The organism is Bradyrhizobium sp. (assembly GCF_016213215.1).
Taxonomy (GTDB): Bacteria; Pseudomonadota; Alphaproteobacteria; order Rhizobiales; family Xanthobacteraceae; genus Bradyrhizobium.
Genome location: NZ_JACRAW010000132.1, coordinates 1 through 17,331 on the forward strand (window position 1 = coordinate 1; position 17,331 = coordinate 17,331).

The following is a 17,331-nucleotide window of genomic DNA, read 5'->3' on the forward strand; positions in this document are numbered from 1 at the left end:
CGGCAAGTTCCAGCGCCTGGGCGGACGCATTCCGCGCGGCGTGCTGCTGGTCGGCCCGCCCGGCACCGGCAAGACGCTGATCGCCCGTGCGGTGGCCGGCGAAGCCAACGTGCCGTTCTTCACCATTTCGGGCTCGGACTTCGTCGAGATGTTCGTCGGCGTCGGTGCTTCGCGCGTCCGCGACATGTTCGAGCAGGCCAAGAAGAACGCGCCCTGCATCATCTTCATCGACGAAATCGATGCGGTCGGCCGTCATCGCGGGGCAGGCTTGGGCGGCGGCAATGACGAGCGCGAGCAGACGCTGAACCAGTTGCTTGTCGAGATGGACGGTTTCGAGGCCAACGAGGGCGTGATCCTGATCGCGGCCACCAACAGGCCTGACGTGCTCGATCCGGCACTGCAGCGTCCCGGCCGCTTCGACCGCCAGGTCGTGGTGCCGAACCCGGACGTCGTCGGTCGCGAGCAGATCCTGAAGGTTCACGTCCGCAAGGTGCCGCTGGCGCCCGATATCAACCTCAAGACCATCGCGCGCGGCACCCCGGGCTTCTCCGGCGCCGACCTGATGAACCTCGTCAACGAGGCTGCGCTCACCGCGGCGCGGCGCAACAAGCGCATGGTGACGCAGGCCGAGTTCGAAGAGGCCAAGGACAAGGTGATGATGGGCGCCGAGCGCAAGTCGCTCGTCATGACCGAGGAAGAGAAGCTGCTCACTGCCTTTCATGAGGGCGGTCACGCCATCGTCGGTCTCAATGTCCCGGCTACGGATCCGATCCACAAGGCGACTATCATTCCACGCGGTCGCGCCCTCGGCATGGTGATGCAGCTGCCGGAACGCGACAAGCTCTCGATGTCGCTTGAGCAGATGACCTCGCGCCTTGCCATCATGATGGGCGGCCGTGTCGCCGAAGAGCTGATCTTCGGCCGCGAGAAGGTTACCTCGGGCGCGGCGTCCGACATCGAGCAGGCGACGCGCCTTGCGCGCATGATGGTGACGCGCTGGGGCCTGTCGGAAGAGCTCGGCACCGTGTCCTACGGCGAGAACCAGGACGAGGTGTTCCTGGGCATGTCGGTCTCGCGCACCCAGAACGCTTCCGAAGCGACGGTCCAGAAGATCGACAAGGAGATCAAGCGCCTGGTCGAAGAAGGCTACAACGAGGCCAAGCGAATCCTCACCGAGAAGCGCGCCGACCTCGAGACGCTGGCCAAGGGCCTCTTGGAGTTCGAGACGCTGACCGGCGATGAGATTACCGACCTGCTCAAGGGCAAGAAGCCGAACCGCGAGTCGGTGCTTGAGCCGACCACGCCGCGCGCTTCCGCGGTGCCGCCGGCCGGCAAGCCGCGCCCGCGCCCCGATCCGGGCCTGGAGCCGCAGCCGCAGGCATGATGCTTGTTCCTACAAGGCCGGTCGTACCGGCACCCATTGTGCAAAGCCCGGCTGCATCAAGCCGGGCTTTCGCATTTTCGCGACAGGCGGGAGCGGCTACTTCCGAACGCGCCACACTGCAAGTCCGGGTCTTGAGATGGACGACACCGGCTCGAGAAAATCCGGAGCCTCGCCGCGGCCAAGCCGGGCGGCGAGACCGTCGGGAGCCATGCGGACGAGATCCAACTGATCGGGCGAAGCGCCGCAGGTGAGGATGTAATCCACCTTGTGGCGGGCGAGCAGCTCGCGTGCGTTCTCGGGCGAGGCCAGCATGCTGTGTACCATGACGAGATTGCCGTGGTTATTGCGGTGATACGGCGCGGCGAACACCGCATGGCCTGTTGCCGCCAGGATCGCCGGACCGGAATCGATCGGCGCCATCACCCGTCCGGGTTCCAGCGTGGAAAGCGGCGTGACGCTTGAGAGGGTCTGGCAGGCGGCACCGTGCTCGACGGTCGCGATTTGCGACTGGGTCGACGTCGCAAATGCCGGCCAGAGCAGGAGGCCGATGCCCGCGAGGCTTGCCGGCGAAATGATAAGCGCCGCGCGCAGGAGTTGCCATCCATCCGTGCGGCCAACTCGAAGGCTGGCGATTGCCGGGACAAACAATGGCGCCGCGACGATCGTGGCGGCGGCCGCGCCGCGGAGCTGCCACAGGCTGACGCCGAACAAGGCGGCGAGGGTGACACTTGCCACGATCCACCGGAAGCGCGCCTGCGGCGTACTGCGGCTCAAGGCGGCAAGGCAAAGGGCGAGGGTCAGCGCAGGAAAGGCGAAGTACCCAAGCAGCTTTTGCGGCTGCAGCTGCGCAACCGTTCCGATCGACATGGTCTCGGCGACACGATCAAGCCAGAAGTCCGTCAGCAGCGGATCTACCTGCGCATAAGGCGAAGCAACACAGCCGGGAAACAGACCGAAGAATCCCCAAAGCAGCAACGCGCCGGCGAGTACGCTGGTCGCCAGCCGCACCGGCCATCCGGCACGGCTTGCGGCTGCGGTGACGACAAGACTGATGCCGCCCCCGACGGCCAGAAGCAGCACCGGCCCGCCGAAGGCATCGCAAACCGGAGCCGCGAGGCCGGAGCTCGGGATCAGGATAAGCGAGAGAAGCGCGGAGGAGGCAGCAAGGCTTGCGCCATATAAGCCGGCCCCGCGCGCGACCGCCGTTCCCTTCCAGAGCAACAGGCCCGCGACGGCGACGCACGCCATCGCAATCGCCGGCAGCATTTCCAGTCCGATCGCGAGCGACAGCGCCGCAAATAGTCCGGCCAGGGAAGCCTTGACCGAGCTTCGCTCGATGTCACTTGCGCAGAGGACAAGCGCCAGCATCAGAACGATCTGCAGGTTGTGATGATCGATCGCGCCGGTCCGGAAGTGAATCAAGGCGGGGATCGACAGCGCCGCCAGCAGGACCGCGGCAAGCTGGATCCTCTCCCGGTCGGCGCCTTCGCTCGCCTGCCGCGCGATCAATGCAGCGAGAGCCAAGGCCGCGCCGATCAGGAGCGATGGCCACAGCACCAATGTGATCGCTTCCGCGTTGTGTTGGCCGATCAGTGGGCGCAGCAGCAGGATCATGCCCGCAAGCGGGGCGTCGACGATACGCGACCAATGCATGGCAATGCCGGGCGGATCGAGCCGGTGCTGGGTGAGATCGAACCATTCCTGTCCTTCAAGCAGATCGCGCACCTCGACGAGTCTCATCGCATCGTCGGTGGACATCGTGTCGAACACGCCGGTCTTGATCGCGGGCGCTGCGAGCGCCACGACGATTGCCGCCCACGCCAGCGTCAGCAGGATGGCAGGGTTGAGTGAACCGAAACGAGACCGTTGCGTCGACATGGAGAGCGACGACATGGGCCGGCCGCTCAATGCGCGGTTTCCGGCGCCGGCGCGGCGAACCCCGCCGGGTTCGTCCGGACGTGGATGACGGCGACGCCGTCGGCGTAGAGCCGCTTCCAGCCCTGGACGTGATCCAGCACCTTCGCGGCAGGGGCCGTGGCAACGAGCAGGGTGGCGTCAATCTTGTACCGATCGAGCAGGCCCAGCAGGGTGTCGACCTTGCGCGCCTCGACGGCGTTGAAGAAGTCCATGACGAACTTTTCTCCATAGAGCTCGGCCCGTCCGTCAACGAAGACCGGGACGTCGCGCGAGATCAGATATCCGCCGAATTCGTAGGCATTGAAGACGCGCTTGGCCTCGCGCTGTTTGAGAAGGTCGACGGCGGCAACCGGCGTCTGCCTTTCCGTGAAGATGAACCGGTGATGGCCCATGTAGATCGAGGTCGAAGCCAAGACCGCGACGACGATCGTCAGCGCGGCGAGCGCGGTGATGTAGGAGATCGGCGGGAACTCGATGCCACGCGAATCCGCAGTCTCGGTCGTCTCACCGTGTCCCGCGAGCGGTTTTGCCAGCACCAGCGGAACCAGGAAGGCGAACGCCTCGATGCTCCTGACATGCGTCAGCGCCATCCAGATGAAGCCGAGCAGCAGGAGGATTCGCGGCGGCGAAAGGACAACGCCGCGATAAAACGCAAAGCCGATCAGCGCGAGCAGCGCGGCTTCGAAGGCGCCGAACGAGCTGAAGTCTGCGGGCCGCCATTCCGAGATCAGCGACAATAGCTCGCCTAGATTGAGTATCTTCGCCGCCCCCAGTAGCGTGTTCCAGCCATAGGGCGTGAAGCAGCTCGCCACGACCGCGCAGACGCCAAAGAGGGCCCAGTGCAGCACCAGGCCGACGCGGTGGTCGCGTTCGGCGCTCCAGACCGCTTCCAGCGCCACCGGCCCGATCAGGGCGAGCCCCAGCACGAAACCGCCATGCAGGTTGGCCCAGAGCGCGATCACGGGCAGCAGCAAGAACGACGGAGCCCGGCACCGGTCTGATGCGGCCATCATCGCACCGACCCACGCCACCATCACAGGCAAGGCAAGGATGTGCGGCCGCGCCAGCAGATGATGAATCGACAGCAACAGCGCCGCCATCACCAGCAGTACCGCGCGCGGCAATTCCAGGTGAGGCTCAAGGAGATGAACGAAGATCGCCGCGGCGGCCGCGATCGCGAGTGAGGCCAGAATGACGGGGCCGGCCCAGCCCCATTCGGCATAGGAGACGGCGTAGAGCACTTGCGACAGCCAGGATGAGGAGATCCACGGCTCGCCGAAGCGGGTGAACGAGTAGAAGTCAGTCTGCGGAACGGCGTGGTGATCGAGAACCCATTGCCCGATCTTGATCTGCCAGAACGAGTCCGAATCCTGCAGCAGGCTGTCGCCCGTGAACAGGAAGAACAGGTAGGCCGCCGCGCCGACGCAAAGCGGCACAAGGCCACGCGCACGGCCGTAGATCGCCATACGGTTCGCCAGGGAAAGCAACATGACGCCTCTTCATCCTTGAGGATGCTCGGCTTCATGGGCCGCGCGACGTCATTTGAACATGCCCGGCATAAATTCCGGTAAACCGCCATCGCCGGAGACGGATCGTTTGCGATTTAATCGATTATTTTAGAGTTCGATTTACCATGGGGAAATAGGTGCAAACCGCAGCATGTTTACGCAATGGAGTTAACTGCGGTGCAATGTTCTGCCGATAGGGTCGATTCCATGGTCGCGGCGCTGGGAAGCCGAGAAGACCAGACTTGTTGCAGCCTTGTGTACCTCTTTGGAGCTAGATCTATGAAGAACCTCGTCGCGCGCTTTGTGAAGGATGAGTCCGGCGCCACCGCGATTGAATACGGTCTGATTGCCGCGGGCATCGCGCTCGCCATCATCACCGTCGTCAACGGCCTTGGCACCTCGCTGAACGCCAAGTTCGGCTCGATCTCGTCCAGCTTGAAATAAGCTTGAGACCAAGATCAATCAGAAAGAGCCCCGCCTTGGCGGGGCTCTTTTAGTTTGGAGGCAGGTCCTCGGGCCGGGGCGGGCCGCAACGGGCGGCGCGGTGGGGCTTAGGATTTCTGCAAGCAGAAAGGCGTAAGCCCGAACTGCGCCGTCATGCGGCGCGAAAGGAGCCCGCATGCCCGACGCCACTTCTGCCGCTCCGGTTGCCTCGCATGAGGGCACGATCCCGCCGGCATTCTTCAACCTTTGCTTCGTTCTGGTGGTTGTCACCGCAAGTTATTTTCCCGCGGCGCTTTTCACCCATTGGTGGATCTACAATCCGGACGGGCTCGGGATCCCCACCGATTTTGTCAACGTATGGGCGGCGGGAAAACTGGCGCTTGCAGGACAGCCGGCCCAGGCCTGGGATTGGGATATCCAGAAGCAGGTTGAACTCGCGCTGCTCAAGCAGGACTTCGACGGCTATTTCGCCTGGCATTATCCGCCGCCGTTCCTGTTCATCGCATCGCTCCTCGCTCACTTTCCATACGCAGTCGCCTTCATCGGCTGGGCATCCGTGAGCATGCTGCCCTATCTCGCGGTGATGCGCGCGATCGTCGCGCGCCCGTTCGGTCTCATGCTCGCGATCGCCATTCCTGCTGCCTTCAACAACATCTTGGTGGGGCAGAACGGCTTTCTGACGGCCGCGCTGATCGGAGGCACGCTCTATCTCATGCCTGTGCGGCCCATCCTTGCCGGCATCTGCCTGGGACTGCTGAGCTACAAGCCGCAATACGGATTGTTGTTTCCGCTGGTGTTGGTTGCCGCCGCGCAGTGGACCGCGTTTGTTTCGGCCGCAATCGTCGCCGTGTCGATGGCGCTGGCGTCATGGTTGGCCTTCGGCAGTGAAAGCTGGCAGGCGTTCTTCCATTGGATGCCGATGTTCTCCCAGGCTTTCCTCACGGAGGGGAAGGCGCCGTGGTTCAAGTTGCAGAGCATCTTTGCGCTGGTTAGGTATTTCGGCGGTACCGAACAGCTTGCCTGGCTATTCCAGTGGACCTTGACCGCAATCGTCGCCGCGGTGCTGGTGATGATGTGGCGGAGCAAGGTGCCTTAAGCGCTGAAGGCGGCGGCGCTCGCGGCGGGAACGCTGCTTACGACGCCTTACCTGTTTATGTACGACATGGTGGTGCTGGCCATTGCCGTCGCCTTCCTTGTGCGGCTTGGGCTCGAAGAAGGTTTTGCCCGCTACGAGCTTGCCGTTCTGGCAGGCGTGTTCGTGCTGCTCGCGAGCTTTCTCTTCCTGGGCGAGCCGGTCGGCCTTGCCGCCACCGTGCTCGTCGCGGGCCTTATCCTGCGCCGCGCCGGCCGGTGGTGGCGAGCGCCGGCCGCGTCTTCCGGCCTTGCCGTGGCGCACGTCTGAAGCGACCGCTGCGACGCCCCACTTGTTATTGGCTCTGAATAGGTGTTCAGTTCTTCGGGGCTGATTTGTCGGCTCGCCCCAAAACAGTGAAGAAGCGTTCGGCGGAAGCGTTCCGGTCCGGCGCAGGGACTGGAAGCGCCATGGTGTACCGGCGGACCCATCAGGTTGTGAAACGGCTTGCTGCCCGGCGGGCTGCCATTATGGCCGCTGCGCGGGAGGCGGCGGCGGAAGGCGGTATGGCAGCAGTGCAAATCGCACCCGTCGCGGTCCGCGCCAATGTTGCTGCCGGAACGGTATATCGTTACTTCCCTTCCAAGGCCGACCTGATTTCCGAACTGATCGCCGAGGTCTCCCGCGACGAGCTTTCCGCTATTCGTCGGGCGGCGGACGCGGCGCCGGGACCGTCCTCGGCGCTTGCCGCGGCGGTGAGCACGGTCGCGGTCCACACGCTTTCCCAGCGCAAACTCGCCTGGGGCATTCTCGCCGAGCCGGTCGATGTCGACGTCAGCGCCTCGCGCCTGGCAAGCCGACGCGAAATCGCCGGCGAGATCGCCTTGCGCATTGATGCCGCGGTGCGCGCTGGCCATCTGCCGGCGCAGGACACCGTGCTGGCTGCAACGGCGCTGCTCGGCGCGCTGCATGAGGCACTGGTGGGCCCGCTAGCGCCCGACAATCTCGAGGACCCCGCCAAACTGCGCGATGCGGTGCAGACCGTCACGTTGCTCGCGCTGCGCGCCGTCGGCGTCATGGACGCTCGTGCCCGCGGGCTGGTCGTGCAGCAGACGCTGCTGCCGGCAAAGACGCTGGTCGGAGCCTAGACCTCGAACCCACCGCTCAGAGCGAGTCGAACCAGCTCTTCCATTGCGGCACGCCCTTGGCGAACGTGCCGCGGTGGGTGGTTTCCCCGGTCGAGATCGCTTCGACGCGCATGTTCCCGCTGCCGATTGCCCGCTGATACGCCATCGCCAACTGGCCAAGGCCGTTGCTGATGGCTTCGTCGACGTCGCCATAATAGTTGCGGACCGGCGTCTTGATGGTCCAGCGATAGGCCTCCGTCTGGGCGACTAGCCGGCCATAGGCCGAGGCCGCAAAGAACTGCGGGTCGAAATATTCAGCTCGCACCAGCTTGTGCAGATCGGTCGGAACCTCGGCCGGATCGTAGGGCTGACGTTCGTAAGCCTTGCGCGAGAGATCGTAATAGGCGTCGGTGATGACGGAACGGGCGAGGCCCGGGACGCCGTAATAGTTCTCGAACGCGAAGGCCGACAGGATGAACAGCGAGGTCACCCAGGTCGCATCGTTCTTGCGCGGGAAGTTCAAGAAGCCGTTGAGGGTGACGAACACGTCGACCGGTGCGCTCGCGGTGCTGGTGGCCTGCACGGCGACGCCCGCGCTTTCCAGCTTCTGCAGGAAAGCCATGGTGACGAACCCGCCCTGAGACCAGCCGGCGAGAAAGAGCTTGGTGCCGGTCAGCTTCATGTGATTGAGCACGGCGCGACTTGCGATCAAAAGGTCGTAGATCGCCTGCTGATGGCTGGCCTTCACCATGTAGCACTCGGGTTCGGTGGACAGGCCCATGCCGAAAAGGCGTCGCATGTTGCACCGGGATGAATGATGTCCGGCATGGCCTCATTCGCCGCATTTGGTGATCCGGACCGCGGCGCGGGTTCAAGCGCCAGTCCGCAGCGTCAGATGTTCGCCTCGCCCTCGGGACCGACCGAGGCGATCCGCACCATGTTGGTGGTGCCGGGAATGCCGAGCGGCACGCCGGCGACGATGATGACGCGCTGGCCGGCGCGGACAAACCCGTCGCGGAAGGCAATCGAGCCGGCGCGGTTCACCATGTCGTCCTGGTCGCGGGCATCTTCCGCCACCACGCAGTGCACGCCCCAGACCACCGACAGCCTGCGTCCGGTCGCGACGTTCGGGGTAATCGCCACGATCGGGGGTTTCGGCCGCTCGCGCGCCACCCGGATTGCCGTCGAGCCCGAACTCGTCCAGCAAATGAGCGCCGGCAGATCGAGCGTCTCGGCGATCTGCCGCGCGGCGTCCGCGATAGCATCTCCCGCGGTCGGCTCCGGATCCGGCCGTTGCGCCGTGACCACCGACCGGTAGGTCGGATCGCGCTCGACCTCCTCGCCGATGCGATTCATGGTCGAGACCGCTTCCACAGGAAACTTGCCGGCCGCCGACTCGGCGGACAGCATGATGGCGTCGGCGCCTTCGTATACCGCAGTCGCGACGTCCGAGACCTCGGCGCGCGTCGGCACCGGCGCCTGAATCATCGATTCGAGCATCTGGGTCGCGATCACGACCGGCTTGCCGGCGCGCCGCGCCATCCGTGTCATCTGCTTCTGAAGGCTCGGCACGCGCTCCAGCGGCAGCTCGACGCCGAGATCGCCCCGCGCCACCATCAGCGCATCGGAGGCCTCGATGATGTCGGCGAGGCGATCGATCGCCTGCGGCTTTTCGATCTTGGCCATGACGGCGGCCCGCCCGCGGATCATCCGCTTGGCCTCGATGACGTCCTCGGCGCGCTGTACGAAGGAAAGCGCGATCCAGTCGATGCCGGTGGCCAGCGCCGCGTCGAGATCGAGGCGGTCCTTTGGCGTCATGGCCGACACCGGCAGATCCGTATCGGGCAGGCTGACGCCCTTGCGGTCGGAAATTCTCCCGGCGATTACCACGCGCGTGATTGCGCGGTCATGGGAGGTGTCCTCGGCGATCAGCTTCACCTTGCCGTCGTCCAGCAGGAGCGCGTGGCCCGGCTTGAGCGCCGCGAGAATTTCCGGATGGGGAAGCTGGACGCGGGTACTGTCACCGGGCGTCTTGTCCGAATCGAGGATGAACTTCTGGCCGTTTTTCAGCTGGACCGCGCCGTCGGCGAACGAGCCGACGCGAAGCTTGGGGCCCTGCAGGTCGACCAGGATCCCGATCGGCCGGCCATAGCTGCTTTCGACGTTACGGATGGTTGCGACCAGCTCCCGCATTTTGTCGTGCGGGGTGTGGCTCATGTTGATGCGGAAGACATCGGCGCCTGCCTCGAACAGTCGGCGGATCATCGCGCTGTCTGAAGACGCGGGTCCCAGCGTTGCAATAATCTTGATGCGGCGCAGCCGCCTCATGGCTTGCTTCCGGGCGCTGGGGCTGGCGGCAGGCCAGCCGCGCCCGGAGGCGTGCCTCCCTGCGAATTTGGCAGCCCCGGAACACCTCCGCCGGGTCCCACCGTGCCCGGGATGCCCGGAACGCGCTGCGGTGCCGGCTGTTCGTTGGCGTCTGTCAGCTGCACGGTCCAGGCCCGCTGCTCGCCGGTATCGACCTCGAAAAAGCCGGTGCGGTCGAAGCCACGCGCCAAGCAGTTTTCAGTGCCCCGGATCGTGAATTCCTTGTCGCGCGAGCACATGAAGGCCTGTCCCGACCACTCGCCGCCGCGGTCATAATCGATCGCGTAGATGTAGTAGTAGCGGGAGATCAGCGTGCCGCGCAGCAGGGTCTCGCAAGTCCGCGAGGAGATGTTCCACCAGCCTTCGGTCGTCCAGCCCTCGGCATCCTTGTAGCCGAGCGCAATCCCGACGCGGCTTGAAGTGTTGTTGCAGAGACGGAAATCGGCGGCGGCCGGGGCATTCGACAGGCCCAGGACGACGAGCGCCAGGACCGGCACGAGGCCGGCGAGGATGGCTGAGCGGCGAGCTGGACGATCGAAAGATTCGGCGAACATTGCGCGAAGCTATATCAAATCATTGATGATTTCGTGCACGGGCGCACGGGGTGTCAAGAACCCTGTTTGGGGTGTGATATGGCAAAATCTGTGTCAACGACCACCTAAAAGCCCTAACCTGCCGGTAACCAGTGAGACCGAGAGGCCATGACCATCGACGACAAAACCAGAACGGAACTCGAGGCTGCCGTCTTCCGGCGCCTTGTCGAACACCTGCGGGCGCGCACGGACGTGCAGAACATCGAACTGATGAATCTGGCGGGCTTCTGCCGCAACTGCCTTTCCAACTGGTTGAAGGAGGCCGCCGATGCCACGGGCGCCCCCATGACCAAGGACGAGAGCCGGGAAGCGGTCTACGGCATGTCCTATGAGGACTGGAAGGAGAAATACCAGAAGCCCGCGACGGCCGAGCAACTGGAGACGATGAAGAAGGTCCATCCCGGGCATTGAGCTCCCGGCAGCCCTCCTTCGCGGCTTGGCCGGCCCCGCGTAAACTACGCTTTCCGTATCTCCTGTGGGCGGCGCTGTGGACGAGCGCGATGTCGCCTTGACGTAAGCCCTCGCAAAATCGAGGTTCGGGTGACGAGGCGCGGCGTGAGGACGCCGGCGTCAACTCAATCGTCAGTTCCATTCAGGAGTACAAGATGGCTACCCCAGCCGCCGTCAAGGAAGACGCGCCCGCGACGAAATTCGCCAAAGATCAGTTGAAATCCATCATCGAGCGCATCGAGCGGCTGGAAGAAGAGAAGAAGGCGATCTCGGACGACATCCGCGACGTCTACGCCGAGAGCAAGGGCAATGGCTTCGACGTCAAGGCGCTGCGTACCATCGTGCGCCTGCGCAAGCAGGATCCGAACGAACGCCAGGAACACGAAACGATCCTGGAAACCTACATGCACGCGCTCGGCATGATGTGAGGCGACCGGTCCCGCGCAAGCTTGGGCAAATTCCCCCGATCTGCTACAGTGCTCGGTGAAGGAACCGAGCAATGGACGTGCCTGGACCAGAGCGCAGGCTCGCCGCGGTCCTCGCCGCCGACATGGTCGGCTATAGTCGACTCATGGAGGTTGATGAGGCCGGTACCCTCGCGCGCCTCAAGACCCATCGGATAGAACTCATTGATCCGGTCATTGCCAAGAATCGCGGCCGCATCATCAAGACCACCGGCGATGGCATGCTTGTGGAATTCCACAGCGTTGTCGACGCGGTGCTGTGCGCCGCCGAGGTTCAACGCCGGATGCTTCGACGCAACGCCGACGTCTCGCCGGCGAGATGGATGCAGTTCCGCATCGGCGTCAATCTGGGCGACGTGATCGTCGATCAAAACGATATTTTCGGCGACGGCGTCAACGTCGCGGCGCGTCTGCAAATCCTCGCCCAGCCGGGCGGTATCTGCGTTTCGAGCGCGGTGCGTGATCAGGTCGGCGAGCGGCTGGACGGCGTCGACTTCGAGGATCTCGGCGAGCAGGCCGTCAAGAATATCGCTCGTCCGATCAGGGTGTTTCGGGTTCGACTAAATGAAGCCGGATCAAGCGCGCCCGAGAAGGACGGCGTCGCGACGGCGATCTCCAGAAAGCCGTCTGTCGCCGTCCTGCCGTTCGCAAATATGAGCGGCGATCCGGAGCAGGAATTCTTCGCGGATGGCCTGACCGAGGACATCATCACGGAGCTCTCACGCTTTCACGAGTTGCTTGTCATCTCCCGCAACTCGACGTTCGTGTACAAGGGCAAAGCCGTCAAGGTGCAGCAGGTCGCGCGCGAATTTGGCGTCGATTACGTCATCGAGGGAAGCGTGCGCAAGGCGGGGGGGCGCATCCGTGTCACCGTGCAGCTGATTGACGCGGAAACCGACCGGCACATCTGGGCCGAACGCTATGATCGCGAGCTTCAGGATATTTTCGCCATCCAGGACGAGATGACGTGCGCGATCGTTGCGATACTGCCCGGCCGGGTCGAGGCAGCCACGCACGATCGTGCAAAACGCAAGACGACCGGCAATATGGCGGCTTATGAATGCGTGCTGGCCGCAAGGCTGTTGCATCACCGCTCGAACAGGGACGACAATTCAGAGGCGCAGCGCCTGCTCGACCGGGCAATCGCGCTCGACCCGAATTATGCTCACGCGCACGCCTGGAAGGCATGCGTGTTGGGGCAGACCTGGGTTTATGGCTGGTGCGCGGACCGCGACGCCACCTTCAGCCACGTGGCTTCAGAGCTCGAGGTCGCGCTGGCTCTCGACGACAACGACAGTGACGTGCACCGCATCCTCGCCGCGCTGAATCTGATGCGCCGCGACTATGACAGATCCGCCTACCACCAGGAGAGGGCGCTCGCGCTCAACCCCAATTATGATCTCGTGGTGGTGCAACAGGGCGAGCTTCTGACCTGGCTCGGTCGGCCCGAGGAGGGCGTCGACTGGATCAAGAAGGCGATGCGACTCAACCCATACCATCCGGAGCGCTTCTGGAGCCATCTCGGGCGCGCCTACTATTGTGCCGAGAAATACGCCGAAGCTGCTGAGGCATTTACGCGGATTTCGCGGCCTGATTACACGCATCACGCTTTTCTCGCGGCCACATTCGCGCAGATGGGAGATGCGGTCGCGGCCGGCGCTCACGCCGCTGAGGTTCTCAAACGCGAACCGGGTTTTTCGGTCGCGACTTACCTCGCGACCCAGCATTACAAGCGCGACGTGGACCGCCAGCGCCACGAGACCGGCCTGCTGACGGCAGGTTTGCCGGCGTGATCCGGCCTGACCGCTGAGCGACGATCTCGAGCAAAGATGCCGGCGAACGAAATGGCGGGAGAAGAGCGGATTATGCCGCCTCGTTCCATTGCGACGTCACCGCGAGGCGGTGCGCATCACGAAGGAGGTCGTATCGAGCCTGGCCATCGCCGAGCCGGAGAAGCTGTCACAGGACATGCCCATCATCGGATCGTCGGTGAAGGCCATGGCGATCACGGCCTTGGGCTTCACGAAATGAGCGCGCATCGACGTCATGTCGGTATCGCCCATGATCGTTACCGACATCGATTTGCTCACGCTCGGCGCCAGCATCGCGATCCTGAGCCAGGTGCTTTCGCCCTTGGCGGCGGAGATCCGTGCCGAAATCGCGATCATGCCCGAGGGAACCTGCGATCCCTTTGCAACGACGGTGTCGATCTCGGTCGCGGGCGCGGAGTTGCGAGCCGCGGATGCCGGGCGGGCTGAACGCGGGATCGGCGCGGAAGCGGCAACGATATTGGCGCGGTCAACCGGTGAAGCGGCCGCGGGCGCGTAGGCCAGCGCCTGATAGGCCGTCGGGACGCTCGCGGTGGGCTGTGGATCGGCCGCGGCGGCAAGCGCCTGTCGGGCCTTGATCGCAGCGACCTGGGCGGGTGTCGCCTGCTGCGGTGTGGCGGGCGTGTCCCAGAAGCCGCGGGCATTGATGATGTCAGCCGGATTCTGCGGCTTGCCCTCGGTTTTTTCCGCCGCCGGCTTCGGCTTGGCGGGCGCCGCAAGCTGCGCATCGGCCGAGGCAAGTTGCAGGGTGGAGGCAACCTGCGGCTTGGATCGCGGCGTCGGGATGGGATCGGCCGCCTTGGCGGGTGGGGCCGCCGCGACGACGGTTGGCCGGGCGGGTTTGTTAGCGACGGGCGCGCTTGCGCCTTCATCCTCGTCGTCACTGGCGCTGGACTTGCCCCTGAACAGGGCCGTCAGGAAGTTCGCCGGTTTGGCGATGGTGGCGACATCGTCACCGTTGCCGCGCCGCTCGATGTCGGCCCTGGCGAGCTCATATCCTTTCAGGGGCACGCCATTGGTGGGGACATGAACCGTGCGGCCGTCCGGGAAGACCTTGGCCAGCTGGTCAGGGGTCATCCGCGGCCAGTGCCGGATGCTGCCAGTGTCGAGATGGACGAAGGGCGAGCCGGAGGTCGGGTAGAAACCGACCCCGCCGCGCTGCAGGCGCAGGCCGGCGTGGCGGATCTGCTCCAACGATACGCCCGGGATGAAGAAGTCCATGGCGTGGCCCAGCATGTGCTGGCTGTGGCGCGCCACGCCCGAAGAGCGGCGGCGAAGCATCGAGTTCGTGGCGGGAGAGCGATAGGAAGAGATGATGTTGATCGGCTGCTTGCCGTCGACGTCGCGATAGACTTCCCAGAGGATATCGAAGAGATGGCGGTCCATGACCGTCTGATCCTGGGTACGCCAGTCGCGCAGGTAATGATTAAGTTCCTTCAGCGCCGCTTCGTCGTAACGGCCGTTGCGCTTGAAAGTGACGGTGAGGTCTTCGCCGGAATGGGTGTGATGGAAGGAGAGGGTGCGGGTTTCGTTCAGCGCAGCCGCGTCATGAACCGATCCGGCTCCTGCCAACAGCAACAGCGAGGTCAGACCGAGGGTCGATCCGACCTTCGATCCTGCCTTGGGCAGCGACAGCCAAGTGAATTGGCGTGCGAAACCAGCCAGCACGTATGAGCCCACCCAGTCGACCAGCGTTCAAATGGACTCTCCCGCTAACCCCGCAACCGCGCGAAAGAGGATGAACGCTTTCTTAAAGCGAGAAGGTTAATCGAGATTTACCTTCTCGCCCCCAATTGAGAATAAGCCACCTAACCCGTTGAGTGTGGCGAAAAAGTGCCCGCTGCCACTCGCGCGGTGGAGAATGGTTAACGTTAAGCGATCCCGGGGAAACGGGATCGCTGATTTGATTGAAGAATTCTGCCCAGGCGCCGCCGCGATGGATCAGCGCGTGAAGACGCGCTGCGGCCGCCGGCCGACCGGGGCGGGGGGAGGCGTGGGCGGCCCGAACAGCCGCTCGAAGAACGAGGGGCCGGAAGAGAAGCCGCCACCGTTGTTGGCAAAGGTCACGCCGGACGGCAGCGTGGTGGCCGGGCGGGCGTAGCTCGGACCTGCGCGAGCGACGATGTTCTCCAGGTCCTTGCCGCGGCTGTTCTTCATCAGCGCGACCATGATGGCGTCGCGACCGTAGATGTCCCTGCGGAATTGCAGTTTGCCGGCATCGTCCACGAACGCGGTCTGGTAGGTGATGTTCACCGGAATCGGCGTCGGGAATTTGATGTCGATCTCGCTGCGGCCGTACATGCTGCGGATCCGCTCAGGCGTATAACGATCGTTCGGAAGGATGATGTTGAGCAACACCGAGGCGTACTGATCGGGGTTCTGTACCCGCATGCAGCCGTGGCTGAAGGCGCGCTCTTCCTTGGCGAACAGATGCTTGTCCGGCGTGTCGTGCTGATAGACCAGGAACTTGTTCGGGAAGTTGAAGCGGATCCGGCCGAGCGCATTGGCCTCTCCCGGCGGCTGCGATATGTGCACCGAGCCGTCGCGATTCTGTTCAAGGCGCAGGCCCATGCGCTGGAGCACCGTCGGATCCTGCTGCAGTGCCGGCAGGTATTCGTTGTAGACGATCGACGGCGGCACGTTCCAGGTCGGATTGACCGTGATGTACTTCATCGTCTCGCTCAGAAGCGGCGTGGCGTGGCCGCCGGGCTTGCCGGTCACGACCCGCGTCGTCCACACCTGCTGGCCGCGCTGCATCACCTTCAGGGTGAAGTCCGGAATGTTGAGAATGACATAGGCATCGCCCAGCGCGGGCGCGCCGAGTTCGCGCGGCAGCCAGCGCCAGCGCTCCATGTTGACGAGGACGATATCGATCTGCTTGTCGCGCTTCGGGCTGTTCAGCGCCTTGACCGTGCGGTCATCGAGAATCCCGGTCGGCTTGAGCTCGGCGCTCTCCTGGAACTTGCGTACCGCTTCGGCGACCGCCGCGTCATAGCGTGTATCGTCGGCAGTGCCGGAGATGCCGAGCTTGGCGCGAAGCTGCGGCACGCGCGGATCTTCCACCACGACCTCGGCCTGCTTCTTGCCGCGGGCGGGCACGTATTTGAGCGAAGGACCGTCCGCGATTTCGATCACCGGACCATCGCTCTGGCCGCGCAATTGCGCGAGCTTGGCCTTCAGCTCCTTGTAGAGCTTGTGCGGCGGGTTGTAGCTCTCGAGCGCGGCCGAGGCGTTCTTGGCGGTGGCGACGTTGGCCAGCACCTCGTTGGGATCGACCGGATGCTCGGGATACAGGATGTCCCCACTGACCTGCGACCAGTGCATCCGGCCGCTCTGGGCGTGACGGGCATAGTCGAGCACGCTGGCGGTGAGCTTCAGTTCCGCATCGGCAAGCGCGTCCGGCGTGGTTGCGGCGGCAAAATCCGGCACCAGGTAGTCAGCGGGATTGAGGCCTTCGGCGGCCGCGTCCTTCAGGCGTGCGATCACGCCCTTAGCGGCTTCCGTGAGACTTCCGGCCTGCGTCCACACGGGGGCGAATTCGCGCGCGCCATAGAACTTGTCGGCGGCCGCGCGCTCGGCTTTGCGGTCGAAATAGCGCGAGTTCTTTGCGGCGAGGAGGTCCTTGAGGCGGTCGGCGACCGGCTGGTCCGCCGGCGCAACGTTGCTGGCTGCCTTGGCCGGCTCGGGGGCGGGCGCGATCGGGTTAGCCGAAGCCGGTGCGGGGGTGGCCGGTGCGGTTGCGACGGAGGGCTTGCTGTCCGGATTGTCCGCAGTCTTCGGCGTGTCGGTTTTCGGCTCGGGCGCCGAAACCGCGGTATCCGTCTTGAAGTCGTTGATGGTCGGGGGCGGGACGTTGGCCGGCTCAGGGCGCGGGATCGCAGCTTCGATCGCCAGCTCCGCGGCGCTGCTGCGCACCTGGCCCTGGGCAAGGGCCGAAGTTGCCGAAACCGTGAGGAAGGTCGCGGCGACCGTCATCAGCACGCGGTCAAACCCCGCACGGTTCTTCAAACAGTCACGCATTGTGTCGCACCCCTTGGGTGAGCTGTCCGACCGGGAACAGCTTCGTTTCGTCCTTCAGCTTCGGCTTTAACGCGCCAGCCCGTCGAAGTTGCAACGCCTGCACACAACGATTCTCACACGCAGACGATATATACAGCCCGTTTTTGCAGCCAGCGC

At 64.3% G+C, this 17,331-nt stretch carries 14 protein-coding genes and 1 pseudogene; 8 read left to right on the top strand and 7 right to left on the bottom strand.

Annotated features, from left to right (window positions below):
• Positions 1–1,384: ATP-dependent zinc metalloprotease FtsH (ftsH, locus tag HY852_RS21560; protein WP_291606913.1), on the top strand; the 1,384-nt coding region annotated here is incomplete at its 5' end.
• Between the two features lie 96 nt (positions 1,385–1,480).
• Here ftsH and HY852_RS21565 read toward each other — a convergent pair.
• Both HY852_RS21565 and HY852_RS21570 read right to left on the bottom strand, forming a co-directional pair.
• On the bottom strand, positions 1,481–3,277 hold the full coding sequence (locus HY852_RS21565; RefSeq protein ID WP_291606914.1) for a hypothetical protein: 1,797 nt from the start codon (positions 3,275–3,277) through the stop codon (positions 1,481–1,483).
• Positions 3,278–3,288: 11 nt separating this feature from the next.
• Positions 3,289–4,791, bottom strand: coding sequence for a hypothetical protein (locus tag HY852_RS21570; RefSeq protein WP_291606915.1), 1,503 nt, complete (start codon positions 4,789–4,791; stop codon positions 3,289–3,291).
• A 297-nt stretch (positions 4,792–5,088) separates the two neighbouring features.
• Here HY852_RS21570 and HY852_RS21575 point away from each other — a divergent pair, with 297 nt between their 5' ends.
• The 4 genes from HY852_RS21575 (at position 5,089) to HY852_RS21585 (ending at position 7,473) form a co-directional block, all read left to right on the top strand.
• Positions 5,089–5,253 (top strand): Flp family type IVb pilin, encoded by a 165-nt coding sequence (locus HY852_RS21575; protein ID WP_291606916.1) that lies wholly within the window; start codon positions 5,089–5,091, stop codon positions 5,251–5,253.
• A 175-nt stretch (positions 5,254–5,428) separates the two neighbouring features.
• The gene (locus tag HY852_RS21580; protein ID WP_367116393.1) at positions 5,429–6,349 is read left to right on the top strand and encodes a glycosyltransferase family 87 protein; all 921 of its coding nucleotides are present in this window, start codon (positions 5,429–5,431) and stop codon (positions 6,347–6,349) included.
• A 72-nt stretch (positions 6,350–6,421) separates the two neighbouring features.
• The gene (locus tag HY852_RS27980) at positions 6,422–6,655 is read left to right on the top strand and encodes a hypothetical protein (protein WP_367116394.1); all 234 of its coding nucleotides are present in this window, start codon (positions 6,422–6,424) and stop codon (positions 6,653–6,655) included.
• A 140-nt stretch (positions 6,656–6,795) separates the two neighbouring features.
• Positions 6,796–7,473, top strand: coding sequence for a TetR/AcrR family transcriptional regulator (locus tag HY852_RS21585; protein ID WP_291606917.1), 678 nt, complete (start codon positions 6,796–6,798; stop codon positions 7,471–7,473).
• 16 nt (positions 7,474–7,489) lie between these two features.
• On the opposite strand, the pseudogene HY852_RS21590 reads toward HY852_RS21585, so the two are convergent.
• The 3 genes and pseudogenes from HY852_RS21590 to HY852_RS21600 all read right to left on the bottom strand — a co-directional run.
• Positions 7,490–8,239 (bottom strand): annotated as a pseudogene (locus tag HY852_RS21590) (alpha/beta hydrolase); the annotation flags it as partial.
• A 104-nt stretch (positions 8,240–8,343) separates the two neighbouring features.
• On the bottom strand, positions 8,344–9,780 hold the full coding sequence (pyk, locus tag HY852_RS21595; RefSeq protein WP_291606918.1) for a pyruvate kinase: 1,437 nt from the start codon (positions 9,778–9,780) through the stop codon (positions 8,344–8,346).
• Positions 9,777–10,373: a DUF1036 domain-containing protein gene (locus HY852_RS21600; protein ID WP_291606919.1), complete on the bottom strand. Its 597-nt coding sequence runs from the start codon at positions 10,371–10,373 to the stop codon at positions 9,777–9,779. The genes pyk and HY852_RS21600 overlap by 4 nt, the downstream gene beginning before the upstream one ends.
• Positions 10,374–10,520: 147 nt before the next feature.
• On the opposite strand from HY852_RS21600, the gene HY852_RS21605 reads away from it, so the two are divergent.
• From HY852_RS21605 to HY852_RS21615, 3 genes are all read left to right on the top strand, one after another.
• On the top strand, positions 10,521–10,823 hold the full coding sequence (locus HY852_RS21605; RefSeq protein ID WP_291606920.1) for a DUF1244 domain-containing protein: 303 nt from the start codon (positions 10,521–10,523) through the stop codon (positions 10,821–10,823).
• 194 nt (positions 10,824–11,017) lie between these two features.
• A complete protein-coding gene (locus tag HY852_RS21610) occupies positions 11,018–11,290 on the top strand; it encodes a DUF2312 domain-containing protein (RefSeq protein ID WP_291606921.1) in 273 nt (90 codons plus the stop codon).
• A 71-nt stretch (positions 11,291–11,361) separates the two neighbouring features.
• Positions 11,362–13,119, top strand: a complete 1,758-nt coding sequence (locus HY852_RS21615; RefSeq protein ID WP_291606922.1) for an adenylate/guanylate cyclase domain-containing protein — start codon at positions 11,362–11,364, stop codon at positions 13,117–13,119.
• A gap of 96 nt (positions 13,120–13,215) precedes the next feature.
• Here the strand turns inward: HY852_RS21615 and HY852_RS21620 are convergent, their stop codons facing one another.
• Positions 13,216–14,823, bottom strand: a complete 1,608-nt coding sequence (locus HY852_RS21620) for a DUF882 domain-containing protein (RefSeq protein ID WP_291606923.1) — start codon at positions 14,821–14,823, stop codon at positions 13,216–13,218.
• Between the two features lie 273 nt (positions 14,824–15,096).
• Positions 15,097–17,175: a L,D-transpeptidase family protein gene (locus tag HY852_RS21625; RefSeq protein WP_291606924.1), complete on the bottom strand. Its 2,079-nt coding sequence runs from the start codon at positions 17,173–17,175 to the stop codon at positions 15,097–15,099.
• Between the last annotated feature and the right edge of the window lie 156 nt (positions 17,176–17,331).